Origin of the sequence: Flagellimonas allohymeniacidonis (assembly GCF_004296335.1) — a bacterium.
Taxonomy (GTDB): Bacteria; Bacteroidota; Bacteroidia; order Flavobacteriales; family Flavobacteriaceae; genus Flagellimonas; species Flagellimonas allohymeniacidonis.
The window spans coordinates 24,363-49,888 of record NZ_SGIU01000003.1; the positions used below are offsets into that span (position 1 = coordinate 24,363).

General features: G+C 41.8%; 27 protein-coding genes. 22 read left to right on the forward strand and 5 right to left on the reverse strand.

Annotated elements, in window-relative coordinates:
- Positions 1-96 precede the first annotated feature (96 nt).
- The 4 genes from EW142_RS16195 to EW142_RS16210 all read left to right on the forward strand — a co-directional run bounded on the left by EW142_RS16195 (position 97) and on the right by EW142_RS16210 (position 3,713).
- Complete coding sequence (locus EW142_RS16195; protein ID WP_130615831.1) at positions 97-753, forward strand: TetR family transcriptional regulator C-terminal domain-containing protein; 657 nt, start codon at positions 97-99, stop codon at positions 751-753.
- 3 nt (positions 754-756) lie between these two features.
- Positions 757-2,067, forward strand: coding sequence for an ABC1 kinase family protein (locus tag EW142_RS16200; RefSeq protein ID WP_130615833.1), 1,311 nt, complete (start codon positions 757-759; stop codon positions 2,065-2,067).
- Between the two features lie 95 nt (positions 2,068-2,162).
- On the forward strand, positions 2,163-3,170 hold the full coding sequence (locus tag EW142_RS16205; protein WP_130615835.1) for a 3-oxoacyl-ACP synthase III family protein: 1,008 nt from the start codon (positions 2,163-2,165) through the stop codon (positions 3,168-3,170).
- A gap of 3 nt (positions 3,171-3,173) precedes the next feature.
- On the forward strand, positions 3,174-3,713 hold the full coding sequence (locus EW142_RS16210; RefSeq protein ID WP_130615837.1) for a pyridoxamine 5'-phosphate oxidase family protein: 540 nt from the start codon (positions 3,174-3,176) through the stop codon (positions 3,711-3,713).
- A gap of 98 nt (positions 3,714-3,811) precedes the next feature.
- Here EW142_RS16210 and EW142_RS16215 read toward each other — a convergent pair whose 3' ends face one another.
- Complete coding sequence (locus tag EW142_RS16215) at positions 3,812-6,268, reverse strand: TonB-dependent receptor (RefSeq protein WP_130615839.1); 2,457 nt, start codon at positions 6,266-6,268, stop codon at positions 3,812-3,814.
- Positions 6,269-6,614: 346 nt separating this feature from the next.
- Here EW142_RS16215 and EW142_RS16220 point away from each other — a divergent pair, with 346 nt between their 5' ends.
- A complete protein-coding gene (locus EW142_RS16220; protein WP_130615841.1) occupies positions 6,615-6,974 on the forward strand; it encodes a CoA-binding protein in 360 nt (119 codons plus the stop codon).
- Here EW142_RS16220 and EW142_RS16225 read toward each other — a convergent pair.
- Positions 6,971-8,437: a sodium:solute symporter gene (locus EW142_RS16225; protein WP_130615843.1), complete on the reverse strand. Its 1,467-nt coding sequence runs from the start codon at positions 8,435-8,437 to the stop codon at positions 6,971-6,973. The two genes, EW142_RS16220 and EW142_RS16225, sit on opposite strands and share 4 nt — an antisense overlap.
- A 77-nt stretch (positions 8,438-8,514) precedes the next feature.
- Between EW142_RS16225 and recR the strand changes: the two genes are divergently transcribed.
- The 13 genes from recR (at position 8,515) to EW142_RS16290 (ending at position 18,820) form a co-directional block, all read left to right on the forward strand.
- A complete protein-coding gene (recR, locus tag EW142_RS16230) occupies positions 8,515-9,135 on the forward strand; it encodes a recombination mediator RecR (protein ID WP_130615845.1) in 621 nt (206 codons plus the stop codon).
- A gap of 95 nt (positions 9,136-9,230) precedes the next feature.
- The gene (locus EW142_RS16235; RefSeq protein WP_130615847.1) at positions 9,231-10,592 is read left to right on the forward strand and encodes a dihydrolipoamide acetyltransferase family protein; all 1,362 of its coding nucleotides are present in this window, start codon (positions 9,231-9,233) and stop codon (positions 10,590-10,592) included.
- Positions 10,593-10,654: 62 nt separating this feature from the next.
- Positions 10,655-11,437: a carboxylesterase family protein gene (locus EW142_RS16240; RefSeq protein WP_240740244.1), complete on the forward strand. Its 783-nt coding sequence runs from the start codon at positions 10,655-10,657 to the stop codon at positions 11,435-11,437.
- A 9-nt stretch (positions 11,438-11,446) separates the two neighbouring features.
- Complete coding sequence (locus EW142_RS16245) at positions 11,447-12,223, forward strand: 3'-5' exonuclease (RefSeq protein WP_130615849.1); 777 nt, start codon at positions 11,447-11,449, stop codon at positions 12,221-12,223.
- Positions 12,224-12,242: 19 nt separating this feature from the next.
- Entirely contained in the window at positions 12,243-12,854 is a 612-nt protein-coding gene (locus EW142_RS16250) for a fumarylacetoacetate hydrolase family protein (RefSeq protein ID WP_130615850.1), read from the forward strand.
- The gene (locus EW142_RS16255; RefSeq protein WP_130615852.1) at positions 12,854-13,192 is read left to right on the forward strand and encodes an Hpt domain-containing protein; all 339 of its coding nucleotides are present in this window, start codon (positions 12,854-12,856) and stop codon (positions 13,190-13,192) included. Before EW142_RS16250 ends, EW142_RS16255 begins: the two co-directional genes overlap by 1 nt.
- Positions 13,193-14,440 carry a competence/damage-inducible protein A gene (locus EW142_RS16260; protein ID WP_130615854.1) on the forward strand — a complete coding sequence of 416 codons (1,248 nt, stop codon included), beginning with the start codon at positions 13,193-13,195 and terminating at the stop codon, positions 14,438-14,440.
- A gap of 73 nt (positions 14,441-14,513) precedes the next feature.
- Entirely contained in the window at positions 14,514-14,741 is a 228-nt protein-coding gene (rpmB, locus tag EW142_RS16265) for a 50S ribosomal protein L28 (RefSeq protein ID WP_130615856.1), read from the forward strand.
- A gap of 27 nt (positions 14,742-14,768) precedes the next feature.
- Complete coding sequence (rpmG, locus tag EW142_RS16270; protein ID WP_130615858.1) at positions 14,769-14,951, forward strand: 50S ribosomal protein L33; 183 nt, start codon at positions 14,769-14,771, stop codon at positions 14,949-14,951.
- 3 nt (positions 14,952-14,954) lie between these two features.
- Positions 14,955-15,104, forward strand: a complete 150-nt coding sequence (locus EW142_RS16275; protein ID WP_130615860.1) for a DUF4295 domain-containing protein — start codon at positions 14,955-14,957, stop codon at positions 15,102-15,104.
- Between the two features lie 200 nt (positions 15,105-15,304).
- Positions 15,305-16,261 carry a signal recognition particle-docking protein FtsY gene (gene ftsY / locus EW142_RS16280; protein WP_130615862.1) on the forward strand — a complete coding sequence of 319 codons (957 nt, stop codon included), beginning with the start codon at positions 15,305-15,307 and terminating at the stop codon, positions 16,259-16,261.
- Between the two features lies 1 nt (position 16,262).
- Positions 16,263-17,150 carry a DUF2911 domain-containing protein gene (locus EW142_RS16285; protein ID WP_130615864.1) on the forward strand — a complete coding sequence of 296 codons (888 nt, stop codon included), beginning with the start codon at positions 16,263-16,265 and terminating at the stop codon, positions 17,148-17,150.
- Positions 17,123-18,820: an amidase family protein gene (locus tag EW142_RS16290; protein ID WP_130615866.1), complete on the forward strand. Its 1,698-nt coding sequence runs from the start codon at positions 17,123-17,125 to the stop codon at positions 18,818-18,820. The genes EW142_RS16285 and EW142_RS16290 overlap by 28 nt, the downstream gene beginning before the upstream one ends.
- Positions 18,821-18,826: 6 nt before the next feature.
- On the opposite strand, the gene EW142_RS16295 is transcribed toward EW142_RS16290, so the two are convergent.
- Complete coding sequence (locus tag EW142_RS16295) at positions 18,827-19,915, reverse strand: serine hydrolase domain-containing protein (protein WP_130615868.1); 1,089 nt, start codon at positions 19,913-19,915, stop codon at positions 18,827-18,829.
- Positions 19,916-20,039: 124 nt separating this feature from the next.
- Between EW142_RS16295 and rimO the strand changes: the two genes are divergently transcribed.
- From rimO to EW142_RS16310, 3 genes are all read left to right on the forward strand, one after another.
- The gene (gene rimO, locus EW142_RS16300; protein ID WP_130615977.1) at positions 20,040-21,347 is read left to right on the forward strand and encodes a 30S ribosomal protein S12 methylthiotransferase RimO; all 1,308 of its coding nucleotides are present in this window, start codon (positions 20,040-20,042) and stop codon (positions 21,345-21,347) included.
- 98 nt (positions 21,348-21,445) lie between these two features.
- Positions 21,446-21,940 (forward strand): TQO small subunit DoxD, encoded by a 495-nt coding sequence (locus tag EW142_RS16305; protein ID WP_130615870.1) that lies wholly within the window; start codon positions 21,446-21,448, stop codon positions 21,938-21,940.
- Entirely contained in the window at positions 21,927-23,546 is a 1,620-nt protein-coding gene (locus EW142_RS16310; RefSeq protein WP_130615871.1) for a Gfo/Idh/MocA family protein, read from the forward strand. Before EW142_RS16305 ends, EW142_RS16310 begins: the two co-directional genes overlap by 14 nt.
- A 14-nt stretch (positions 23,547-23,560) precedes the next feature.
- Here the strand turns inward: EW142_RS16310 and EW142_RS16315 are convergent, their stop codons facing one another.
- Together EW142_RS16315 and EW142_RS16320 are read right to left on the reverse strand one after the other, a co-directional pair.
- Complete coding sequence (locus tag EW142_RS16315) at positions 23,561-24,313, reverse strand: anti-sigma factor (protein ID WP_130615873.1); 753 nt, start codon at positions 24,311-24,313, stop codon at positions 23,561-23,563.
- Entirely contained in the window at positions 24,313-24,876 is a 564-nt protein-coding gene (locus EW142_RS16320) for an RNA polymerase sigma factor (protein WP_130615875.1), read from the reverse strand. Before EW142_RS16320 ends, EW142_RS16315 begins: the two co-directional genes overlap by 1 nt.
- Positions 24,877-24,994: 118 nt before the next feature.
- Between EW142_RS16320 and EW142_RS16325 the strand changes: the two genes are divergently transcribed.
- Positions 24,995-25,510, forward strand: a complete 516-nt coding sequence (locus EW142_RS16325) for a fasciclin domain-containing protein (protein ID WP_130615877.1) — start codon at positions 24,995-24,997, stop codon at positions 25,508-25,510.
- The last annotated feature ends 16 nt before the right edge of the window (positions 25,511-25,526 follow it).

The following is a 25,526-nucleotide window of genomic DNA, read 5'->3' on the forward strand; positions in this document are numbered from 1 at the left end:
GAGAACGCACTTTCGCCCGAAAGTGCGTTTTCTGTTTCAAAATCAATATTCCCTGTTTTATTATTCGTATTTTTGTTTAAACATAAAATGGAATCTATGGCGAGTTCAGCGAATACCAAAGTGAATGATGAAAAGATAATAGGTTGGTTTATGGATTCGGTTTTGGAACATGAAACAGTGCCAAAATCGGTTTACAAGTTTTGCAAGGAAAACAAAATCAAGGAAGAGGATTTCTACAAATATTTTGGATCCTTTGAAGGACTTCAGCAAAGCATTTGGGAAAAGTTCCATGAGAGTACCTTGCATGTGATGCAGAAAAATGAGCAATACGATACCATGTCCAATGAGGAGAAGATGCTGACGTTCTTTTATACCTTCTTTGAGAACCTGACCCTTAATCGAAGCTATGTGCTTTTTGTGCTGCAAGGCCATAAAAATGGAATGGAAAAATTGGGTCAGTTAAAAGGTCTTAGAAATAACATCAAGGATTTTGCTACAGAACTTATTGATGACAGCAATGCAGATAAAAATCTGAAAGTCTTGAAACGCAGTCCGCAACTCTTTTCTGAAGGAGCTTGGCTGCAATTTTTGTTTTTGTTGAAGTTTTGGATGGACGATAACTCTGCGGAATTTGAAAAAACGGACATCGCCATAGAAAAGTCGGTTACCACTATTTTTCAGGTTTTTGACAATTCCTCACTTGAAAAAATCATCGATTTTGGCAAGTTTTTATACAAAGAAAGCATCGCGTAGCCTATGAAAACCTTGGATAGTATTCCAACCACTAAAATTGAAAGAGCAGGAAAACTGGTAAAAACCGGAGTGAAGATAGGTGGGAACTATGTGAAATACTATGGTAAAAAACTGGTAAATCCCGAGACCTCCAAGGAGGAACTCAATGAGGATAATGCCGAAGATATCTACGATGGACTGAAAAGTTTGAAGGGAAGCGCACTTAAGGTGGCCCAAATGCTAAGCATGGAAAAAAACCTGCTCCCAAGGGCTTACGTGGATAAGTTCTCTCTATCACAGTTTTCCGTACCGCCCCTTTCCGCTCCCTTGGTGCGAAAAACGTTTAAGAGGTATTTGGGCAAATATCCTGAAGACATCTTTGATTCTTTTGAAAAGGATTCCATTAACGCTGCGAGTATTGGACAGGTACACAAGGCTACTAAGGATGGAAAGCAACTGGCCGTAAAAATCCAATACCCTGGAGTGGCAGAAAGCATCAGTAGTGACCTTGCCCTTGTAAAACCCATAGCCATACGGATGTTCAATTTGAAAGGGAAGGACTCCGAAAAATATTTTAAGGAGGTGGAGAACAAATTGGTGGAGGAAACCAACTATGTGCTCGAACTTGAGCAAAGTCGTGAAATCACCGAAGCCTGTGAGCAAATCCCGGAAATTGAATTTCCGAAATACTATGAAGACCTATCAAGTGAGCGTATTCTCACTATGGACTGGATGAAGGGCAAACATTTAGGGGAATTCACGAAGACCGATTTTAATATCGAATTGGGAAACAGATTGGGACAATCCCTTTGGAACTTCTATATGTTCCAGATACATAAATTGCGAAAGGTGCATGCAGACCCCCATCCCGGGAATTTTTTGATCAGTCCGAAAGAAACCTTGATCGCCATTGATTTTGGTTGCATCAAAGAAATACCGGATGAGTTTTACGTGCCCTATTTTGAATTGGCCAAAGAGGAAAACATCAAAAACGATGCAATTTTCTTGGAAAAGCTTTATGAGTTGGAGATTTTAACGCCAACCGATTCTGAGGAAGAGCTGCATTTCTTTAAAGCCTTGTTCAAAGAGATGTTGACCCTTTTTACTTCACCATTCAATGAAGAGGAGTTCGATTTTGGCTCCGATGTTTTCTGGAGCCGTATTGCCGACCTTAGTGAGCGATACTCAAAAGATGAGCAAATTCGTAAAATGAACGGTAATCGTGGTTCGAAACATTTCTTATATATGAATCGCACTTTCTTTGGTCTCTATAATCTGCTTCATGACCTAAAAGCCAAAGTACAGGTGAATGACTTCAGAAGGTACATGGACTAATTTTTTTGGGATATTCTTAGTTCTTTGAATATATTTTTTACTTTTCCATGAAATAGCCGTGGGCTTTTTCAATAATTTCTAGAAAACCAAATTCTATGTATAACTCAAGAATTGCCGGACTCGGGTTTTATGTGCCCGAAAATGTGGTGACCAATGATGATTTATCTAAAGTCATGGAAACCAGTGATGAATGGATTCAGGAAAGAACCGGAATCAAGGAAAGAAGACATGTCGTAAAGGGGACCGATACCACCACCTCGATGGGGGTTAAGGCAGCTAAAATTGCCATTGAGCGTGCAGGGATAGATAAAGATGAGATTGATTTCATCGTCTTTGCCACCTTGAGTCCCGACTATTATTTTCCTGGTCCTGGTGTTTTGGTACAACGTGATTTGGGAATAAAAACTGTTGGTGCATTGGATGTTCGCAATCAATGTTCTGGTTTTGTATATGGAATATCAGTGGCAGACCAATACATTAAGAGCGGCATGTACAAGAATGTACTCGTTATTGGTTCTGAGTTGCATTCCCATGGGTTGGATATGACAACTAGAGGTAGAGGGGTTTCAGTAATTTTTGGTGATGGTGCAGGTGCGGCGGTACTGACTCGAGAGGAGGACCCTACCAAGGGTATTCTTTCATCCCACTTACATTCAGAAGGGCAGCATGCCGAAGAACTTTCTTTGATAGCCCCAGGTATGGGCAAGCGTTGGGTACTTGATATTTTGAAAGATGACGACCCAGAGGACATTTCCTATTTTCCCTATATGAATGGTCAATTCGTATTCAAAAATGCAGTGGTTCGTTTTAGTGAGGTGATTATGGAAGGCTTGCAGAAAAATAATTTGACCCCTGGTGATATTGATATGTTGATTCCGCATCAGGCCAACTTGCGTATCTCGCAATTTGTGCAGAAGAAATTCGGGTTATCCAATGATCAGGTTTTTAATAATATTATGAGCTACGGGAATACGACTGCAGCTTCCATTCCTATTGCATTGACCGAAGCCTGGGAAGAAGGCAAGATCAAGGAAGGCGACTTGGTCGTATTGGCAGCTTTCGGTAGCGGATTTACCTGGGGAAGTGTCATTATCCGATGGTAGAACATGGGAAGACAGTTAAAGCAGTTAACACCTGCGCTCATAGATTTTATTCATAACCAAAACGTTTTCTTTGTTGCTACGGCCATGGAGGAGGGAAGTATAAATCTTTCACCGAAAGGGCTGGATTCGTTAAGAGTAGTTAATGAAAATGAGGTTATCTGGCTTAACTTGACCGGGAGCGGTAACGAAACGGCCATACATCTTAAGCATAAAAATAGAATCACTTTGATGTTCTGTGCTTTTGAAGGTGACCCAATTATCTTAAGATTGTACGGAAGGGCCAAGCCCCATCAGAAGGAAACTCCCTTCTGGAATAAAAACATTGGTCTTTTTCCAAAAATTGCTGGTAGTCGACAACTTGTTCAAGTCCAAATTGAAAACGTTCAAGTTTCTTGTGGTATGGGAGTGCCCATAATGGAATTCAAAGAAGAACGGACGTCGTTGGTGGAGTGGGCCGTAAACCAAGGAGATGATGGTTTAAAAAAGTATTGGCAAAAGAAAAACACTACAAGTATCGATGGTTATAGGGATAGTTTCGATTAAAACAAAACCCCGATCAAATACGTGACTTGATACGGGGTTTTCACTAACAAACCTTGAATGACTAACCAACCAACACTCAAACAAGGGATATTAGAAGTTTATAAAATTCCTCCACTGGATTTCTTAGTATTGCTATCTCTTCTTTTACGTTGTTTCGCCCTGTTCTTGCCACTACCAAAGCGATAGGATACGCCGAGATAAAGAGTTTGACTCTCCCAATTGAACTCACCATTCTGGATGTAGGGGCGTTGCCCATCAAATTGAAATAGCATTGTATTGAATACATCATTGAAGTTGGCACTTAGGGTTCCCTTTCCTTTGGCAAAACTGTATCGAGCTCCAAAGTTGACAAAGTACATGGGTTCCACCTCAAATTGAATATTTTGGTTTTGTCCGCGGTAAAACCCAAAAAGTTGTAGGGTCAATTTTTTACTTACCGTAAAACTGTTGTTCATTCTTAGATTCCATGCCGTATTGTCCACTTCCACATCTTCAACTACAATGTCATCTTCGGTTGCCGTACCTGGTTCACCTTCCAAACTTTCGGTGATTCCACGTTGTGTCTGACTAAACATGTCAAAACTTCCGTTAATGCTCCACCATTTTGTAGGCTTATAGTTTGCTGAAACCTCAACCCCGTAAGCCGAGGTATTGTCAAAATTGTCGAAGGTCAAAATCAATTTGTTGAAATCCAGTCGGTCAACAAAAACAGCCCTGTTGATTTCATCCTCAATAGATCGATAAAACACACCAGCGGTAATGCTTCCTTTTTTAAGTCGTTTGGTATAATTCACCTCATATGAATTGGTAAACTGCGGCACCAAACTTGGATTTCCAAAGGAAGAGATCAAAGGCGTGGCAAATTCACGAATGGGATTTACCTGTTGTAAACCGGGCCTGTCTACCCTTCTGCTAAAACTGGCCTGCAGTTGATCCTTTTCATTCACATTATAGGTCAAAAATGCTGAGGGATAAATCTGTGTGTAATCATCAGTAAAGGCCCGTACCTGATTGGTATCTGCCTTAACCTGAACGTCCTCTAGGCGCGCCCCTACTTGATAGGACCACTTTTTATAGCGTTGGCTAAAAGTGACGTAGCCTGAATAAATATCCATCCCGTAAACGAAATTGGTGGAGGGTGTTGGTATTAAATCTCCGTTGGAGTTGAATGAAAGTCCAGTGGAAGAATAATCCACATCGGTTTCAAAAGTTCTCGATTCCAACCCTATTTCCAGTTTTGAAATACTATCTAGGGGATTTACATAATCGAGGTTGATAAAGGTTTGGGTACGCTCGGTATCCACAAAATCCATGTAGTCTGGAAAGAGTGTTGCCCCAGCAGAAGCAAAATCGGCATCTTCATCATCCTCAAAACGATTATGGTCTATCTCCAATTCTATATTGTGCCCCTCTTTGGCAAAATCCAGTTTGTAATCAAAATTGTATTGCTCACTGAGGTTGTCATTGGTGTTGTTAAAAAATTGGATCAAGTCCCGGGTCGGGTCAAGATTATAGGTTATATCAGTGATGCCCAATCCTTCACCCATAAAATGGTTCTGGTTGGTGAATATGGACAAGGTGTTCTTTTCATTGATGTAAAAATCTACACCTATTTTATAAAGATGGGATTCGTTGTCGTTAAAGAAATCAAAATCTTGTTGTGAATTTTCATCTTGTCGAAATATGAAACCATCGTTAAAATAATCCCCAATATTGGTGCCGTAGTTCCCATAAAAATTAAACTTTCCAACCTTATAGTTCAAATCGAGCGAGGCATTGTATTTAGGACGAATTCCCTGTGTATAGCCAAGGTTCACGTTTCCATTGAAACCCATATTGGCATTTTTGTGAAGTACGATATTGATGATTCCACTCATACCTTCAGGGTTATACTTGGCAGATGGATTCGTAATCAGTTCAATGGATTTAATAGAAGTGGATGGAATTTGTCGCAATAGCTGGGCTACTGGAACATTGGAAAGTTTTCCATCTACCATGACTCTTACGTTGGAGTTGCCCCGAAGCGAAAGCTCTCCGGTCTGAGCATCCACGTTTACCGATGGGATATTGTTCATAATATCGGATGCTGTAGCGCCTGCTGTGGTAAGGTCTTTCCCAACGTTGATGACTTTTCGGTCTACCCGTTGCTCTATGGTTGTTCGTTCGGCAACCACCTCAACTTCGGAAAGCTCCTCGGCCTCCTCCATTAGGGTTACGGTTCCAATATCGATTTTTCTATTCTTTTTGGTGATAACAAGTTTTTGAGAGTGTGTTTTGTATCCTATGGACTGCACCTCTACAATAAAAGACCCTTCTGGCAGCTTTTTGATTTCGAATTTTCCATCTTCGGTGGTGATACCCCCCGTTATTGTAGTTGAACCATCTTCTGATTTAATTACAATAGCTGCATAGGGGACAGGTTGTTTTTGGGCATTGTCAATAACAGTACCAGTGATTGAGCCAATTTTGGTGTCGGTGTCGTTGTCTCCTGCCCAAGTTTTTTGAAAAAGCGTACTGAAGAATAACAGTACAAATAGAAAAGTGATCCTTTTCATGATTTTGTTCGTTTAATGGATTGATTATTGATTGATGCTTACAAGACGACCGTGAGACGAACATGTTACAGATAAAAACCTATTTAACATTTTTTGGGAAGAATTTTCGTCTGCTTTTGGCTCGTAAGGAAGTGGTCGATTTCATGACCAAAGGGTAGGCCAAAAAGAAGAAACCCTGGCTTCACATAACGTTCCACCAGGGCATTTCATTGATAAGCTATACTAAACACTAACCATTAACTATAAAAAAATACAGTCTTACCAATGATAAAATTTGTAGTTAAATAGACGAGTTTTTTTTTGATTAGTTACACGCTTTAAGCTAGTTTAACACATAAATTAACAAATGGGAAAGACACTTGTTTTTGGGGCCTCACCCAATCCTTCGAGGTACAGCAACATAGCGATAAAACGTCTGGTTGAGAATACAATTGAAACTGAGGCGTTTGGGGTTCGGCCTGGAATTGTCTCGGGCATACAAATTAAGAATAAGCTGGATGAGTTCCAAAATATTGATACGGTGACCCTATATATCAACCCAAAAAGACAACAGGGGTATTACGGCCAAATTGTCGACTTAAAACCCAGAAGAGTAATATTTAATCCAGGCACAGAAAACAGGGAATTCCAGAATATTCTGGAAGAAGAGGGTATTCAGGTAGAAAATGCTTGCACTTTGGTACTCTTGGCAACGGGACAGTATTAAGAAGCTACTTTCTTTCTAATGGCAAGTAGACCTAAAAAGGTGAGCAGTCCGTTAAGAGGCAGCAGCTCATAACCCACAACATATCCACCCAAATACTCCGGGTCGATGTTTCCTAAGAAAGAAATGAGCAAGACGGCCACGCCGCAAACTAGCCAAACCAGCTTGTCTTTTATTTGGTATTTGGTAAAAATTCCAAAAGCGAAGAGACCCAACAAAGGCCCATACGTATAACCTGCAACAATAAGAAGGCTGTCGATTACATTTCTGCTTAAAATATATTTAAAGGAGATGATTACCAGAATAAGAAGAACGCTCATGGCGATATGGGTTCGTTTTCTGATTTTCTTTTGATCTTCTTCCTTGCGCTTTTCAATTTCCAAAAAATCAACGCAGAAGGATGTGGTAAGGGAGGTCAACGCACTATCTGCGCTACTATAGGCGGCTGCAATCAGTCCCAACATAAAGGTAACTGCCAAGGTAAGGCTTAAGCCGCTGTTCAAGGCTATTTCAGGGAAAAGCAGATCTGATTTTGGTTCACCATCCATCAAAGGAACAGAAATTCCATTTTTGCCGGCATAAATGAACAATAATGCACCCAAAAGCATGAACAAAAAGGTGGCTCCAACCAAAACAAAACTAAAGGATACCATATTTTTTTGAGCATCCTTAAGTGTTTTGCAGGTGAGGTTCTTCTGCATCATGTCTTGATCAAGGCCCGTCATACAAATGGTGACAAACATGCCCCCTATAAAGGATTTTATAAAATGGTTTCGTTCCAAAAGACTGTCCGTAAACAAGAATTTATTGTAGGATTTCAATTCATCCGAGGCCAAAAACTCCCCAAAGCTCCAATCCAACTCCCGGTTGATCAAACTAATGGATAAAACCACCGCCAAAATCATGAAGAGGGTCTGGAGGGTATCTGTCCAAACTATAGTTTTTATACCGCCTCGGTTGGTGTATACCCATATTAAGAGAATGGAAAGCACCACAGTCATCTCAAAGCGTACACCTAGGTCATCAAACACAAACTGCTGCAAGACAATGGCAACGAGGTACAAGCGAAATGACGCGCCAAGGACTCGGGAAATAAAGAAGAAAAAAGCCCCAGTTTTGTGGCTCACCACTCCAAATCGGTCCAAAAGGTATTCGTAAATCGAAGTGAGATTGTATCGGTAATAAATAGGAAGCAGGAGGTAGGCCACAACGAAATACCCCACCAAATAGCCCAGAACCACCTGCATATAGCTAAATTCTGATGCCTCAACCCATCCTGGAACCGATATAAAGGTCACTCCGGAAAGCGAAGCACCTACCATTCCAAAGGCCACGACATACCATGGGGATTGTCGCCCCGCTTTAAAAAAGTCGGTGTTCGAATCGTTTTTACCAGTAAAATAGGAGATAAGCATCAATACCAAAAAATAGATACCAATGAGGAGGAGAATCTGTGTCGCTGACATGGGTTTGGTTTGATTTGCAAAGTACAAAAGTAAATTGGTAAACCTAAAGTTGTAATTTTGCCCAGTTAAGCAAAAACATGGAATTTTCATCAAAACTTTTGGAGAATGCCGTATATGAAATGTCACAACTACCGGGCATTGGTAAAAGGACGGCCTTGCGGTTGGTACTGCATCTCTTAAAACAGCCTGAAGCGCAGACCCGTTTGTTGTCTGAGGCGCTTACGAACCTTCGGGATGAAGTGAATTTTTGTAAGAGCTGCAACAACATTTCAGATACCGAACTTTGCGAGATTTGTGCCAATCCCAAAAGAGATAAAACCTTGGTATGTGTAGTTGAGGATATTCGCGATGTCATGGCTATTGAGAACACTTCGCAGTATCACGGACTTTACCACGTTCTTGGAGGTAAAATTTCCCCAATGGAAGGAATCGGCCCTCATGACCTGAACATTGTGCCCTTAGTGAACAAGGTCAAGGAAGGAAGTATTAAGGAGTTGATTTTTGCATTGAGTTCGACCATGGAAGGGGACACCACCAACTTCTATATCTTCAAACAGCTGGAAGGCTTGGATGTGGTGACATCTACCATTGCACGGGGAATTTCGGTTGGGGACGAGCTTGAATATGCAGATGAGGTGACCTTGGGAAGGAGTATCTTGAACAGAGTTCCTTTTGAGAATTCGATAAAAGCAGATTGATTTAAGAATGAATTAATACACTTTAATTAAAAAAAAGTGGATTTCTTTAGTATTTTTGCAAAATATAAGCCATCAATAGTTCGTTAACTAAGAATATGTCAAAATTTGAATTGAAATTACCACAGATGGGAGAAAGTGTTGCTGAAGCTACACTGACCACGTGGTTGAAAGAAGTAGGGGAGACCATTGAAATGGATGAGGCCGTATTCGAAATTGCAACGGATAAGGTAGACTCTGAGGTACCCAGTGAAGTGGAAGGAGTTTTACTCGAAAAACGATTCAATGTTGACGATGTCATTAAAGTTGGCGAAGTGGTTGCGGTGATTCAAATTGAGGGCGAATCCACCGAAACTATCGACGAACCTACTGTTGTGGAAGTAGAGGCTGAAGAACCAGCTCCAGTTCCTGTGGTGGAATTGGAACAGCAAATAGCCCAGGTACAAGAAACGGTTGCTGGGACCACTACCGATTATTCCGCTTCAGAGCGATTTTATTCACCTTTGGTTAGAAACATTGCAAAAGAGGAAGGTATATCCATGGAAGAACTGGAGGCTATTGCAGGTACTGGTTTGGAAGGTAGGGTCACTAAAAATGATATCAAGGCCTTTTTGCAAAGTAGGTCTTCCTCCAACGGAAAAGCTGCACCAGCACAAAGTTCCACTGAGGCACCAGCTAAGACGGTTGTTGAGATCCCCAAAGCACCTAAGGTTTCGCCAAAAGTTGAAGCCCCTGAGCCTACAGTGGCGCAAGGGGATGAGGTGATTCCACTGACCAGAATGGGTAAGCTTATTGCCAAGCATATGACGGAAAGTATGGCTACTTCCGCACATGTACAAAGTTTTGTAGAAGTTGACGTGACCAATGTGGTGAATTGGAGGAACAAGGTTAAAAAAGCCTTCGAAGAGCGAGAAGGGGAAAAATTGACCTTCACTCCGATTTTCATGGAGGCTGTTGCCATGGCATTAAAGAAATACCCAATGATAAACATCTCCTTGGAAGGGGACAATGTGGTCAAAAAGAAAAACATCAATCTAGGGATGGCAGCTGCCTTGCCCGATGGCAACCTTATAGTGCCTGTTATTAAAAATGCCGATCAACTGAATTTGGTGGGCATGGCCAAAACGGTGAATGATTTGGCAAGCAGGGCAAGAAACAATCAATTAAAGCCCGATGAGATTCAGGACGGCACCTATACCGTGACCAATGTCGGTAGTTTTGGCAGTGTTTTTGGAACACCCATTATCAACCAGCCCCAAGTTGGAATACTGGCTTTGGGAGCCATTCGAAAAATACCCTCGGTCATTGAAACAGACCAAGGGGAGTACATAGGCATTCGCAGTAAAATGTTCCTTTCCCACAGCTACGACCACCGCGTGGTAAACGGTGCCTTGGGAGGCATGTTCGTGAAGTCCGTAGGTGATTATTTGGAAGCTTGGGACATCAACCGAGAAATCTGAAATAAAAGGACGCTTAATCCTGGCACTTTCTTAATTTAGGGAGCAAAATCAATTCATACCCAATGAAATTGTTTACCCCTTTGATGTTGATACTTTGTATTTCCATGAATACCAATACCATGGCGCAGGATAATTCTGCCTATCAAAAGAAAATGTTTCAAAAAGATGGGGATACTCTTCCCTATCGCCTCCTTCTGCCGGCCAATTTTGATGCTAATAGAAAGTATCCGTTGATTCTCGTTCTTCACGGTTCGGGCGAACGTGGTAATGACAACGAGGCACAATTAGTGCATGGTTCTAGTTTGTTTCTGAAAAAAGAGATTCGAGAGGATTATCCTGCCCTGGTGGTTTTCCCCCAATGCGCTGCAGGTAGTTCGTGGTCCAAGGTGGATGTGGAGGGAGATATGCCCAACCGTGAATTTATCTTCTATGAAGATGCAGAGCCTACTAAGGATATGTTTCTCCTTGAAGGATTGATAAAAGAACTCAAAAAAAATTTCAGAATAAAGAGAGACCAAATGTATGTTGGCGGACTTTCCATGGGTGGAATGGGAACCTTCGAACTGGTGAGAAGAAACCCAAAAATGTTCGCTGCGGCTTTTCCCATTTGCGGTGGTGCAAATCCTGCAATTAGTAAAAGATTGCGGAAACTGGATTGGTGGGTCTTTCATGGTGATGCTGACCAAGTAGTTCCAGAAAAGTGTTCCGCAGATATGGTGAAAACCATGAAAGCTGAGGGAATTTCAGTGAAGTATTCTGTCTACGAGGGTGTAACGCACAACAGTTGGGACAATGCCTTTGCGGAACCCAACTTGATTCCTTGGTTATACTCAAAATCACGCTAAATCTTTCCTATGGAATTGAAACTTACCAAACCCATTTGTTTTTTCGACTTAGAGACTACGGGTACCAATGTGGCAACAGATCGTGTTGTGGAAATTTCTATACTTAAGGTCTTTCCCAATGGAAACAAGGAAAGCAAAACCTGGTTGGTAAATCCAGAAATGCCAATCCCCGAAGAAGTAGTGGCGGTTCACGGAATTTCAAATGAAAAAGTGGCCAATGAGCCTACCTTCAAACAACTATCCAAGGAGATTTACACAATGATCAAGGACAGTGATTTGGCAGGATTTAATTCAGATCGTTTCGATATTCCGTTATTGGCTGAAGAGATGCTTAGGGCTGAAGTTGATTTTGACATGAAGCACATGGTTTCTGTTGATGTGCAGACCATTTTCCATAAAATGGAGAAAAGGACATTGGCAGCTGCCTATAAATTTTATTGCGATAAGGACTTAACCGATGCCCATAGTGCAGAAGCCGACACAATGGCCACCTTTGAAGTACTTAAGGCCCAATTGGACCGATATCCAGAGCTTGAGAACAATATCAAAAAGCTTTCCGAATTCACCACACGTAAGCAGTCTTTGGATTTTGCCGGGTTTATTGGTATAAACAAAGACAAGGAGCCCATTTTTACCTTCGGTAAGCACAAAGGAAAAACCGTTGAAGCGGTCCTTGAAGCAGAACCTGGTTATTTTGGATGGATATTAAACGCAGACTTCCCATTGTATACCAAAAAGGTCCTTACCCAAATCAAATTGAGCAAGCTCAACAATAAGCTTTCCTAAGGGATTTAATCAAAGAAATATGAAACTTATTTGCATTGGCAGAAATTATCCTGCCCATATTGACGAATTGAAAAACGAAAGACCAGATGAACCTGTGGTTTTTATTAAACCTGACTCTGCTGTTTTACCAAAGGAACAGGATTTCTACATTCCAGAATTCTCCAATGAGATACATTATGAAGTAGAGGTTTTGGTGAAGATCAAAAAAGTGGGCAAGCATATTTCGGAAAAATTTGCCCATAAATATTATGATGAAATTGGCCTTGGTATTGATTTCACCGCAAGAGATCTTCAATCCAAGTTAAAGGCCAAAGGTTTGCCCTGGGAAAAAGCCAAAGGTTTTGATGGCGCAGCGGTCGTTGGTAAGTGGAAACCAAAAAGCTTGTACGAAAGCGTTGACAAAATAGGGTTTTCCTTGTTAAAAAATGGGGAAATCATGCAAAAAGGTAATACTTCCCTGATGCTGTGGAAGATAGACGAACTTATTGCCCATATTTCGACCTTTTTTATGCTAAAAAAGGGGGATATTCTGTTCACTGGCACGCCTGCCGGGGTTGGTAAAGTAAGTCCAAATGATTACCTTTCAGGTACACTCGAAGGTGAAGAACTGTTTGCAATTAAGGTAAGATAATGATTTATAGTCTGGACAAAATAAATGAAATGGCGGATGGAGATAACGACTTTGTCATTTCTGTGATTTCTGTTTTTTTAGATGAGGTTCCTACCGACTTGGAGGGTCTGGAATCTGCGGTCAACAACAATGACTATGAAAGCATATACAAATTGGCCCATAAAATAAAACCCAACGTGGACCTTTTGGGTATGGAGCAGACCCGGGCCACCGCTTTGGAAATTGAGACCATGGGCAAAAACCAAGCAAGCATGTCTGAAATCGAACAAAAGTTTCCACTTCTGAAAACCGATGTACTCCAGGTTGTTTCTGAACTAAAAAAAGACTTCAACTTATAAATGCAGGCAGAAATCATAACCATTGGGGATGAGATCCTCATTGGACAGATTATAGACTCCAACTCTGCTTTCATTTCCAAAGAATTAAACAAAATAGGGGTTTCGGTCTATCAAATAACTTCAGTGCAAGATGATAGACAACACATTTTAGATGCTTTGGAAAAAGCCACTCACCGATCATCCCTTGTTTTGATAACTGGAGGACTTGGGCCCACCAAGGATGATGTCACTAAACATACGCTCTGTGAGTTCTTGGAGGATGAATTGGTGCAGAATCAAGCAGTTCTGGAACATATTGAGGAGTTGTTCAAAAAGTATATCGCTACGCCCATTTCCGATTTAAATCGAAAGCAAGCCTTGGTTCCTTCCAAAGCACAGGTCTTGCACAATGCTTACGGTACGGCACCGGGTTTATGGATGCAAAAGGGAGTCACCTCCTTCGTGTCCTTACCAGGCGTCCCATTCGAGATGAAGAATCTTGTAGTTGATCAGGTACTGCCCAAGGTGGTTATGGAATTTGAAAGACCACATATCATTCATAGAACGATTTTAACCCATGGGCTGGGAGAGAGTGCTATTGCCAATATCATTGAAGAATGGGAAAACAGTTTACCCGATTTTATCAAGTTGGCTTATCTACCCAACCTTGGTCGTGTTCGATTAAGGCTTTCAGCCAAGGGCACGGATGAAAAGGTGTTGAAAGCTGCACTTGATGGGAACATCAAAAAGCTATATCCGCTTATTGGAGATATTATATACGGTGAAGAAAGCGAAGGCCCCATTGAACAGCAAATTGGACGTATACTCACTGACAAAGGCCTGACCCTTGCCACGGCAGAGAGTTTTACAGGAGGAAAGATTTCACAGTATATTACGAAAGTACCGGGAGCTTCTGCCTATTTTAAGGGGGGTGTTGTGAGTTATGCCACAGAAACCAAAATTCAGGTTTTGGGGGTTCCTAAAGAATTGGTTGAAACCCATTCTGTAGTCAGTAAGGAGGTGGCCGTGGCCATGGCCCAAAATGCTAAAAATATCTTGGATTCCGATTTTGCCATTGCGACAACAGGAAACGCAGGACCCTCAAAAGGAGACTCCGATGCCGATATCGGAACCGTTTTCATTGCCATAAGTACCCCCGAAGACACCTTTGCTGAAAAATTCGTGATGGGAAATCATAGGGAACGAATCGTGCAGAAGTCAGTAAACAAGGCCTTTGAGCTACTATTACGGGAAATTTTAAAATTCTGAAAAAGAAGTTTGTACGTACCGCTAAAATGCTATAAATTTGCAGCCTCATTAAAAGCACTCAAAAGTTAGGGAGATGTCTAAAGTTTGTGAAGTAACAGGAAAAAAAGTGATGTTCGGGAACAATGTGTCCTTTTCCATCAATAAGACCAAGAGAAGATTCGACGTAAATATTTCCAAGAAGAAATTTTACATCCCTGAAGAAGACCGTTGGGTAACATTGAATGTTTCCTCAAGAGGGTTGAAGATCATCAACAAAAAAGGAATCTCTGCCGTACTTAAAGAGATCAATTCTAAAAAGTAAGTAGGATAAGCGTTTAAGCAAAGGACAATGGCAAAGAAAGGAAATAGAGTTCAGGTAATTTTGGAATGTACAGAGCATAAAGATTCTGGTATGCCCGGAACTTCACGTTACATTACCACGAAAAACAAAAAAAATACGCCGGACAGGATTGAGATTAAAAAGTTTAATCCTATCCTTAAGCGCATGACAATTCATAAAGAAATTAAGTAAGCCATGGCAAAGAAGACAGTAGCAACACTACAATCCTCATCAAAAAGACTGACTAAGGCCATTAAAATGGTCAAGTCTCCTAAATCTGGAGCTTATACTTTCGTAGAGTCTGTAATGCCTCCAGAAATGGTTAACGATTGGTTGAACAAATAACAGTTCAATTAACTTCCTAGTACGAAAACAAAAGCCGCATTATGCGGCTTTTTTCTTTTTAACAAGTCCTTTTCGTCTATCGGCCCAACGGCCAATAAACCAAACCATACTTTAAAATCCCTGAGGTATCTGAAAGACTGGATTTATTTTAACAAAACTCCTCTTACTTTCCTATCTTTGAGTCTTGTAGAAGAAGAGAAATGAGTTTGTTTAAGAACATATTTTCAAAGCAGAAAAAAGAAACGCTGGATAAGGGTCTCGAGAAATCAAAGACTACCTTTTTTGGCAAATTGAGCAAAGCAGTTGCGGGTAAATCCAAAGTTGATGACGAAGTTCTGGACAACCTTGAGGAAGTTTTGGTTACTTCGGACGTAGGTGTGGATACCACTCTCAAAATCATCGACAGGATTGAGGGAAGAGTGTCCCGTGACAAATATTTGGGCACGGAAGAGTTGAATGCCATACTACGGGAAGAGATTGCAGGTCTCCTATCTGAAACCCATACGGGCGAGGATACCGATTTCGTAATACCTACAGATAAAAAACCCTATGTGATTATGGTTGTTGGTGTTAATGGGGTGGGCAAGACCACTACCATCGGTAAATTGGCACATCAGTTCAAAAATCAGGGCCTAAAAGTGGTTTTAGGCGCGGCAGATACTTTTAGGGCGGCTGCAATTGATCAATTAGAGGTATGGGCCGATCGTGTGGATGTTCCTATCATCAAACAAAAAATGGGCAGTGATCCTGCCTCGGTGGCATTTGATACGCTAAATTCTGCTGTGGCCGACAATGCTGATGTCGTTTTAGTGGATACGGCAGGCCGTTTACACAACAAAGTCAACCTAATGAATGAACTGACCAAGGTAAAACGTGTCATGCAAAAGGTGGTGCCCGATGCTCCGCATGATGTTTTGCTGGTCTTGGACGGTTCCACCGGTCAAAACGCCTTTGAACAAGCCAAACAATTTACCAAGGCCACTGAGGTGACCAGTTTAGCGGTCACCAAATTGGACGGAACGGCCAAAGGAGGTGTGGTCATCGGTATTTCGGACCAATTTCAAATTCCGGTGAAATACATTGGGGTAGGTGAGGGCATTGAAGATTTACAGGTCTTCAACAAATATGAGTTTGTAGATTCTTTTTTCAAGGTATAAGATGAACGTGCGACTAGGTATAATAGGTGTTTTAATATTTACTTGTTCGCTACAATCCTTTTCGCAAATCTCGCATCCCAAAGCAAGCCCTTTTGCTATTGTGGAGCAGGAATTTGGCCTTTCCAAAATCAAGGTTGAATATTCAAGGCCAGCGGTTAGGGGGCGTCATGTTTTTGGTCCACAAGCTGATGGTCAGAAAGGTTTGGTCCCTTATGGACGTATTTGGAGGGTGGGAGCCAACGAATCCACCAAAATCACAGTAAGCACAGATATGCAAGTGAAAGGAAAACACTTGCCAAAAGGCACTTATGCCCTATATGCTTTCCCTGAGGAAAATAGTTGGGAGATAGCCTTTCACACAAACCTTTCGCATTGGGGAGACGGTCGAAAAAATTATAATCCCAATGAAGACTTGTTTCGTATCAAGCTAAGTCTCGAAAAGTTATCTGATCATCAAGAGAATTTTTTGATTGCCTTTGACTCCATTACCCATAATTCTGCACAAATGGAGTTGACCTGGGCAAATACAAGACTTGTTATCCCTTTTGAGGTGGATACGCATGCACAAATGGAGCTAGAAATCTCAAGACAGATTGAATCGAACCCCACGGCACAGACATATTACGAAGCTGCCCGCTATCTGCGGGAACAAAACAGAGACCCGAAGAGGGCGTTGCAATATTTGAATCACGCTTTGCGGATAGGTGGGGACACATATTATTTTCATCGCGTAAAAAGTTTGGTGGAGGCTGCTTTAGGTGATTATAAAAGCGCCATTGTGTCGGCGCAGAAATCCATGGAATTGGCCAACCAACAAGACAAGGACGAATTCGTTCGAATGAACCAAAAGAATATCAAATTATGGAAAACACTTTTAAAAGACGAATAGGGATTTCGTTATTATTTGTTTCAGTACTTCTTATTTCTGCCATTTCTTGCAAAACGGAACCAAAGGCCGAACAAGTTGAGGAAGAAGTGGTTTTATGGGAGCCTTATAATGATTCTGCTGAGGTAGCGGCCAATTCGGAGCATAAAGTAAAACGTATGCGGTACAAGCTGATTCAGTCCAAGGTGTGGGACAAAAATGAAACTTTTCTGCCATTGTACTCCGAGATTTCCAAAATGGACAGCACCACCTATGAGGAATTGAAGCCCTTGATTTTGGAGCAAGATATTCCGTCGCTTCAAAAAAACATTTCAGATAAAAAATTCACCTATGAGCAACTAGTTCTTTTTTATCTGCATCGGATTTATCAGCACGAGTTGGACAATGGAACCACTCTAAACACCATTGTGGCCTTAAATCCAGACGTATTGGCGGAAGCTCGAAAGTTGGATGCCACTTCCAAGGGGCATCATCCCATTTATGGGATGCCCATTCTTTTGAAGGATAACATTGGAACTTCAAATATGAACACCACTGCTGGTGCAATGGCATTAAAAGACAACACAACGGATAATGCTTTTATTGTGGAACGTCTTAAGGAAAAGGGAGCATTGATTCTTGGCAAGGTTAACCTTAGCGAGTGGGCTTATTTTTTATGTGATGGTTGCCCGGTAGGATACAGCTCGCTCTGGGGACAAACGCTTAATCCATATGGGCGACGCGTTTTTGAAACAGGCGGTTCGAGCTCGGGCAGTGGAACCTCGGTTGCAGCAAACTATGCGGTTGCCGCGGTCGGCACAGAAACTTCGGGTTCCATTTTATCACCTTCAAGTCAAAACTCCGTGGTCGGCCTGAAACCAACAATAGGTCTGTTGAGCAGGACGGGCATAGTACCCATCTCAAGTACTTTGGATACTCCTGGCCCAATGACTAAAAACGTAGTTGACAATGGAATTCTCTTGGATGCCATGATGGGTTATGACCAATATGATGAATCCTCTGTCTTAACGGGTTGGGAAGCTGACTGGTACGATTCCAGTGATTCCTATTCTGTGAGAGGCAAGCGTTTTGGCGCCCTTAATAGTTTAATGGAGCAGGATTCCATCTATATAACCACAATTGAAAAAATAAGGGAAGCTGGAGGTATTGTAATTGCATTCGACCCACCAGAAGTTGAAATGGATGGTTTTTTGAACCTTCTCAACATTGACATGAAAAATGACCTACCTGCTTATATTCAATCGCAGGTCAAGGATACCCAAGCTGTCTCCGTGAAGGGTGTGGCCGATGTGGTGTCTTTTAACAATTTGGATACTTTAGTGCGCGTACCTTATGGTCAAGCCCGATTGGATGGAATATTGTCAGATTCAACAACTGCAGAAGGTTTGATTGAAATTAAGAAGACCCTACAACAAAACGGGCGCATCTTTTTTAATGAAGCCATGGATGCACATAAACTGGATGCCATTTTATCGATAAACAATTACCATGCGGGGTACGCAGCTGTGGCAAAATATCCGGCATTGACAGTGCCAATGGGTTATAAAGATAATGGTGAGCCCATAAGTTTAACCTTTATCGCTAAGCAGTTTCAGGAAGCAAAACTTTATGAATTGGCAAGGGCATTCGAGGAATTGACCCAAGCTCGAAAAATTCCGGAAGACTTTAAATAACAAAAGCTATTTGATATAGTCACTCAGCTTTTCCCAAAGTTGATTGTCAAAACTGGAAGGTCCCAAAAGGCCTTCTCCTGAATCTTCGCCCATTCTCACAATTACGAGTGATTCACTGGGTACTACATAGAGTTTTTGATCATTTTTACCTAAGCCAGCGTAAGTGTCCGAAGGGGCATTTGGAATCAGTTCACCTTGAAATTCGGTCTGAAAGGCAGGTGCCCGATAACTCTCTTTCCCATTGAGCCACCATAAATAACCGTAAGCTTTGTTTAGATTTTGGGAGGCACTCTTCATATCAGACTTAAATTGGGAATCCGCCAAAATAGTCTCTCCGTCCCAAACTCCATTATTCAAATTGAGCAGGCCAAATCGTGCCATACTTCGGGCTGTACTATAAAAAATGCTATTTGGGTCGGCATTGAACCAAAAACCGTCCATGCCAATTTTGTCTCGTAAACGCGCATTAAAGTAGTCGTTCCATTCCATATTTGTGGCATTGGCCACAACAGATTGAAGTAAGGTGTAGGGACCATTGTGATAGGCCCAACGACTTCCGGCATCAGCAACATAAGTAAGGCATGCGGGGTCAGTGCATTCAAAAGTGGTATCATCCATTCCACTGGTCATCGTCAGTTGATGCCAAATGGTAATCAGGTTTTCCTTTTCTGAAGGAGTATCCGTCCATCCTATGCCCAAATAATCCGATGTAATATCCTCAATGCTTAAAAAACCTTCCTCTTGAGCCAATCCTACGGTAAATGCTGTCAAAGTCTTTCCAGCGGATGCCCAGTACCAGCTGGTATTCTGTGTATGATCATCAAAATACCATTCGATTACGATTCTTCCTTTTTCCAAGATAATAAAGGCCTTCGTGTTTTTTTCATCCAGAAAAGTTCGCAATGCTTCTTCAGCATCGGTATTCCATTCAAGTTCTGAGGCGGAAACGCCTTCCCAATCAGGCGATTGTGCCGGTGGAAAATAAAGATTGGCAATAGACGGTGATTCCTCTGGCGCAGGTTCCGTATTTGAGTCCGAAGAACACCCAAAAAGGAAAATAAAAAATAAAAACGGAAGAAAGCTGAGGAGTTTCATGGCTTATGTTTTGATTTAGGACTATAAACAATGCTAAAAGTTTAACGCTCAAATCTGAAAAATATTAAGGCGAATCGACGTAATGCGCTGTCTTGTTGTATTTTTGCACACCATTGAACGAAGCATGCGGACAAAATCACTTAAAAGGAACAAAATCAATGTAGTAACCTTAGGTTGTAGCAAAAATGTATACGACTCAGAGGTGTTAATGGGGCAACTACGGGCCAATAACAAAGAGGTGGTACATGAGGAAGAGGGCAATGTGGTTGTAATCAACACTTGTGGTTTTATCGCCAATGCCAAGGAAGAGAGTGTAAATACCATTTTGGAGTATGTTCAAAAGAAGGAAGAAGGGGCAGTGGATAAGGTTTTTGTTACCGGATGTCTCAGCGAACGTTACAAGCCCGATTTGGAAAAGGAAATTCCGAATGTGGACGAGTACTTTGGCACCAGTGATTTGCCTAACTTATTAAAAGCTCTTGGGGCCGATTACAAACATGAGTTAATTGGGGAAAGACTCACCACGACACCAAAAAATTATGCGTACTTGAAAATTGCGGAAGGCTGTGATCGACCCTGTTCGTTCTGCGCCATTCCATTGATGCGTGGGAAACATAAAAGCAAGCCCATTGAAGAGTTGGTGGCGGAGGCAGAAAAATTGGCCGCTAATGGGGTAAAAGAGCTTATTCTTATCGCCCAAGATTTAACCTATTACGGACTGGACCTTTACAAGAAGAGAAATTTAGCAGAATTACTTCCAAATCTTTCCGAGGTTGACGGAATTGAATGGATTCGCCTCCATTATGCCTTCCCGACCGGATTTCCAATGGATGTGTTGGAAGTCATGAAAAACCAACCCAAAATTTGCAACTACATCGACATTCCCTTGCAGCACATAGCTGACCCTATTTTAAAAAGCATGCGAAGGGGAACCACGAAAGCAAAAACAACCAAACTTCTACAGGATTTCCGCGCAGCTGTTCCCGAAATGGCCATACGTACTACTTTGATTGTGGGCTATCCGGGTGAGACTGAAGAAGACTTTAATACCTTGAAGGAGTGGGTGGAAGAGATGCGGTTTGAACGGCTGGGATGCTTTGCCTATAGCCATGAGGAAAACACACATGCGTATACTTTACAAGATGATGTTCCAGAGGAAGTGAAACAGCAACGGGCCAATGAAATTATGGAAATCCAATCTCAAATCTCTTGGGAGCTGAACCAGCAAAAAATTGGAAAGGAATTCCGTTGCATTATTGACAGAAAAGAGGGAAATCACTTTGTGGGCCGGACTGAATTTGATTCTCCGGATGTGGACAATGAGGTTCTAATTGATGCTACGCAGCATTATGTAAAAATTGGTGAATTCACCAATGTCAAAATCACCGAGGCCGCAGACTTTGATCTTTACGGGGAACCTATTTCAAAATAAGCATAAGATTACCAATCAGTGACGAATATCATGGTTCTTTAATGGAAGCTGTGCTAGCTTTGATTCGCAAATTTTGAATCAACTAATACTGCACAACCATGGAATCAAAAAATGAAAATGGGGCAAGAATCAGTATTGCCTTATTACGAATTTTCGTGGGTTGGCATTTTCTATACGAAGGTGTAATTAAATTGTACAACCCAGAATGGACTTCATTTGGATATTTGGCTTCGGCCCAAGGACCCTTAAAACCCTTTTTCGCATTACTTACCCAGCCAAATCTTTTGACCTGGGTAGACCTTTTAAACATCACCGCGCTTCTTGTGGTGGGCATTACATTTACCTTAGGAATTTTTGAACGGAAAGGCGCTATTGTTGGCATAGGCCTCTTGGCCCTTTACTATTTGGCACATCCTTCTTTCCCTTGGTTACCACAGGTGAATGTAGAGGGAAGTTATTGGTTTGTGAACAAAAACCTGATTGAACTGGTCGCCTGTTTGGTGATCTATAACTATCCGACAGGCAAGTTCTTTGGCCTGGATTATTTCTTAAACAGAAAACCATCAAAAATCGAAAGTTATGAAATGGACTAGACGAGACATGCTCAAAGGACTTGGTGGACTCCCTATTTTAGGAGCCGTTTGGTGGGCCGGTGCGGCAAGTTCGGCTTACAAAAAAAATAAACGCTCAGAAATTTTAAACCAACTTGGGATTAGCCCATCCCTACCTCCTTCGGTTCCAAGCATAGAAGGCGAACCTGTTCGGGTCGGGATTATCGGTTTTGGTATTCGGGGTGAACAACTGTGCCGGAGTTTAGGTTTTGCCACCAAGGAATGGTTTGAGGAAATGAAGCTTGAAATCGAAGAAAATCCGAACAATAAAGCCGTGGAGGATTTTGAGAAGCAAGAGAAACTGAATGTAAAATTGGTGGGGGTTTGCGATGTATTTGATGTAAGGGCTGAAAGGGCCTTGAACTCCTTCAATACGGCGGACAACAAGATGAAAAGATATGCTACCTATCAAGAAATGATCCATAGCGGGGATGTCGATGCGGTAGTAATTGCAACACCTGACCACTGGCATGCACCTATGGCCATTGAAGCTTTGAACAATAATGTTCATGTGTATGTGGAGAAGCCCATGACCCATACCATTACTGAAACCTATGAATTGCAAAAGGCAGCAGAAGAATCTTCCGCAGTTTTTGCTGTGGGGCACCAGCATCGACAGACCCTAAGTTTCAAGACAGCCAGGGATATTGTCGAAAAAGGGACTTTGGGTCATGTATCCTTGATTCAGACCAATACAAATCGTAATGATGATAACGGGGCATGGAACTATGATATCCATGAAAAAGCAAATCCCAATACCATTGATTGGCAACAGTTTTTGGGAAGCGCCCCACAGGTACCCTTTAATAAGAACCATTTTTTCAGATGGCGTAAGTGGTGGGCCTACGGTTCAGGATTGTCTGGAGACCTGTTGACCCATGATTATGATCGTTTGAACTGTGTACTCAATATGGGAATTCCCGAAGCTGTTATGGCCTCTGGTGGCATTTATACCCATAATGATGGTAGAAATGTTCCAGATGTATTGCAGGTGAACATGGAGTTTCCAAGATTTAGCACTGGCAGCAGCCAATCCAAAGGAAAAGAAGTAGGAATGACTTTCTGCTACAGTGCCACTTTGGGCAATGGTTATAATCGTCCAACGGTACTTATGGGCCATGACGCCACCATGGAATTGGGCAACGTACTCACCATATGGCCGGATGGCGAGTCCACCCGATATGCCCCCATGCTGGAAGAGGAGAAAATGTACCCGCACATTCCCATTTATCAATATAACCCAGGAGCCAATGTGCCGGATGCCATATCTTCTGCAACTTCCCAATATTTTGCGGATAAGGGCCTGATGTGGACCTACATTGATGGTAAACGGGTCGATTCGACCTTCTTGCACATGCGTGAATGGCTAAGTGCTGTCAAAAATGGGACAAAAGTGAGCTGTGGAATCAAGGAAGGTTTTGAAGAGGCCATAGCCGCCCATATGGCCGGATTATCCTGGAAACTGGGTAGAAAAATTGAATGGGACTCAGAAAATAATGTATTGCGGCCTATAGAGGGTGTGGATTTCGACAAAGTTCTTCTTGCCAACGAATGGCAGCTTGAACCTCAGGTGCTAGAAGATGTTTAGCCTGTTTTATCGCACTATATGCTCAGATAGGATACCAGTTGTTCAACCGTCGGATGATCATTGCCCCCGACGGGTTCGATGGTAATATTGAGTGATTCGGCATTGTCGATATATTTTAAAGTAATCAACTCCTCATCTGTGGAAAGGGTGCCCATATCAATCATTACCCCCTCTACATCGCTCCACATTTGGTACGTTTTATTTTCTGGCAGCGAAGGCAACCCTTTAGGGTTGATTATGACCAATTTGCTTTTATGGTTGATGTAGGCCACAGCTTTGGCATTGGGTGCTCTGTGATTTCCGTATAACACCAAAGGAACCACATCGACATTGTTGATGCTTTCCAAATGTGTTGAGGTCAGCTGATAGTCGGACTCAAGCGTCTCTATTCTTTTTTGAAGTTCTGTCGTTTGGCTCTGTAACGAATTCAATTTGTTTTCTGCATTTTGCCACCTGCCATAAAGCCAAAAAGCACTCAAGGCGAAAATGAGGGCCAAGCCCGCAGCAATGGAAAGTGGGAACCAATTTAATTTTCGTCTTTCTGTTTGCTCCAAGCGCTTTTGAAGATTTGTTCTTACGTGCTCTGGAGGGGTAATGGCCTGTTCAAGGCCCATTCTTTGAAAATCCTCCTCCAACGCATCGAACTGGGCTTTAAGGTCAGCATCTTCCTGTAAAGCCTTTTCCACAAGATCGTGCAATTCACTGGAAAGCTCTCCTGTGAGGTATTGTTCTAAAAGCCCGTCTTCCAAAATCCTTTTCTTTTCCATCACGCCATCAATTCAATAGTAAACCAAAGCCAGACCACCTTGCTGGAATATGTGTTTCGCAACTGCTTTAATGCTTGCCTAATATAGGACTTAAAAGTGCCCAAAGGTACACCCATGACCTCATGCGCTTCCTGGTGCGTATAACCTTCATAATATACCAAGGCAATCGCTTTTTGATGATGGGGTTCCAGTTTTTTAATAGAACCCGTGAGTTCCGTATAGTCTGGAGCTTCCTCAGAAGTCATCTTACTATCATATACACTTAAATCATCGGTTTGGATGAGCTCTTTTTTGGAACGAATGCCATTTAAGGTGGTATTCCGCGCTATGCGATACGCCCAAGTATAAAAGCGGCCCTTGGAGGCATCATAGGATGCAATATTCTTCCAGATTTTGACAAAAGTCTCTTGAAGTAAATCTTGGGCCTGACCTTCATCCCTGCACATCCGCAATATTACTCCGTATAAGGCTCCGGAATACTTGTCATACAAGGTGTACAAGGCATTTTTATCTCCAGAAACCAGGCGATCAATAAGCCTTTTGTCAGCAAAGTCGGTTTTCATTGGCACTGTTAAAGATATGATAAAAATGGAATGCATTCATCCATAGGGAACAAGTCCGTGTAGATAGGGTTGAAAGCGCGCAACAAAAAAGAAATCATTAACAATTAAATCTAGAAAAATGAAAAAATTAATCTTTGTTCTATCCACTTTTGCTTTATTCCTATTCTGTCAACAAAGCCAAGCTCAAAAGTCAAATGACATTGTAGATATTGCAGTTTCGGTGGACGATTTTTCCACTTTGGTAACTGCACTTAAATCTGCCGATTTGGTAGGTGCTTTAAAAGGGGATGGACCTTTTACGGTTTTTGCTCCGGTAAATTCAGGATTCGCCAAAATCGATTCCAATACATTGAATTCCTTGCTTCAACCAGAAAATAAAGAAAAGCTATCTGCTATTTTGACCTATCACGTGGTTTCTGGAAAGCTTATGGCCACTGATGTTGCCGCTGCCCTTGAAAAAGGAAATGGAAAAGCAGAACTTACAACTTTGAACGGTGGGAAATTGACTGCTATGAAGAAGGATGGTGGCATTTATTTGATGGATGCCAACGGAAATTACAGCAAAATTTCCAAGACTGATGTTGTTGCTTCGAATGGGGTAATACACATCATTGAGGATGTTGTAATGCCCTAAGTGTCAAGTGTTGTTT

Coding starts and splice junctions, on each gene's coding strand:
- EW142_RS16220 (WP_130615841.1), top strand. CDS start 6,615: ATGGGAAAGACACTTGTTTTTGGGGCCTCACCCAATCCTTCGAGGTAC.
- rpmB (WP_130615856.1), top strand. CDS start 14,514: ATGTCTAAAGTTTGTGAAGTAACAGGAAAAAAAGTGATGTTCGGGAAC.
- EW142_RS16310 (WP_130615871.1), top strand. CDS start 21,927: ATGAAATGGACTAGACGAGACATGCTCAAAGGACTTGGTGGACTCCCT.
- EW142_RS16245 (WP_130615849.1), top strand. CDS start 11,447: ATGGAATTGAAACTTACCAAACCCATTTGTTTTTTCGACTTAGAGACT.
- EW142_RS16240 (WP_240740244.1), top strand. CDS start 10,655: ATGAAATTGTTTACCCCTTTGATGTTGATACTTTGTATTTCCATGAAT.
- EW142_RS16325 (WP_130615877.1), top strand. CDS start 24,995: ATGAAAAAATTAATCTTTGTTCTATCCACTTTTGCTTTATTCCTATTC.
- EW142_RS16320 (WP_130615875.1), bottom strand. CDS start 24,876: ATGAAAACCGACTTTGCTGACAAAAGGCTTATTGATCGCCTGGTTTCT.
- rpmG (WP_130615858.1), top strand. CDS start 14,769: ATGGCAAAGAAAGGAAATAGAGTTCAGGTAATTTTGGAATGTACAGAG.
- EW142_RS16305 (WP_130615870.1), top strand. CDS start 21,446: ATGGAATCAAAAAATGAAAATGGGGCAAGAATCAGTATTGCCTTATTA.
- EW142_RS16315 (WP_130615873.1), bottom strand. CDS start 24,313: ATGGAAAAGAAAAGGATTTTGGAAGACGGGCTTTTAGAACAATACCTC.
- EW142_RS16250 (WP_130615850.1), top strand. CDS start 12,243: ATGAAACTTATTTGCATTGGCAGAAATTATCCTGCCCATATTGACGAA.
- EW142_RS16255 (WP_130615852.1), top strand. CDS start 12,854: ATGATTTATAGTCTGGACAAAATAAATGAAATGGCGGATGGAGATAAC.
- EW142_RS16205 (WP_130615835.1), top strand. CDS start 2,163: ATGTATAACTCAAGAATTGCCGGACTCGGGTTTTATGTGCCCGAAAAT.
- EW142_RS16295 (WP_130615868.1), bottom strand. CDS start 19,915: ATGAAACTCCTCAGCTTTCTTCCGTTTTTATTTTTTATTTTCCTTTTT.
- EW142_RS16200 (WP_130615833.1), top strand. CDS start 757: ATGAAAACCTTGGATAGTATTCCAACCACTAAAATTGAAAGAGCAGGA.
- EW142_RS16275 (WP_130615860.1), top strand. CDS start 14,955: ATGGCAAAGAAGACAGTAGCAACACTACAATCCTCATCAAAAAGACTG.
- EW142_RS16210 (WP_130615837.1), top strand. CDS start 3,174: ATGGGAAGACAGTTAAAGCAGTTAACACCTGCGCTCATAGATTTTATT.
- EW142_RS16290 (WP_130615866.1), top strand. CDS start 17,123: ATGGAAAACACTTTTAAAAGACGAATAGGGATTTCGTTATTATTTGTT.
- rimO (WP_130615977.1), top strand. CDS start 20,040: ATGCGGACAAAATCACTTAAAAGGAACAAAATCAATGTAGTAACCTTA.
- EW142_RS16225 (WP_130615843.1), bottom strand. CDS start 8,437: ATGTCAGCGACACAGATTCTCCTCCTCATTGGTATCTATTTTTTGGTA.
- EW142_RS16195 (WP_130615831.1), top strand. CDS start 97: ATGGCGAGTTCAGCGAATACCAAAGTGAATGATGAAAAGATAATAGGT.
- EW142_RS16260 (WP_130615854.1), top strand. CDS start 13,193: ATGCAGGCAGAAATCATAACCATTGGGGATGAGATCCTCATTGGACAG.
- EW142_RS16285 (WP_130615864.1), top strand. CDS start 16,263: ATGAACGTGCGACTAGGTATAATAGGTGTTTTAATATTTACTTGTTCG.
- recR (WP_130615845.1), top strand. CDS start 8,515: ATGGAATTTTCATCAAAACTTTTGGAGAATGCCGTATATGAAATGTCA.
- EW142_RS16215 (WP_130615839.1), bottom strand. CDS start 6,268: ATGAAAAGGATCACTTTTCTATTTGTACTGTTATTCTTCAGTACGCTT.
- EW142_RS16235 (WP_130615847.1), top strand. CDS start 9,231: ATGTCAAAATTTGAATTGAAATTACCACAGATGGGAGAAAGTGTTGCT.
- ftsY (WP_130615862.1), top strand. CDS start 15,305: ATGAGTTTGTTTAAGAACATATTTTCAAAGCAGAAAAAAGAAACGCTG.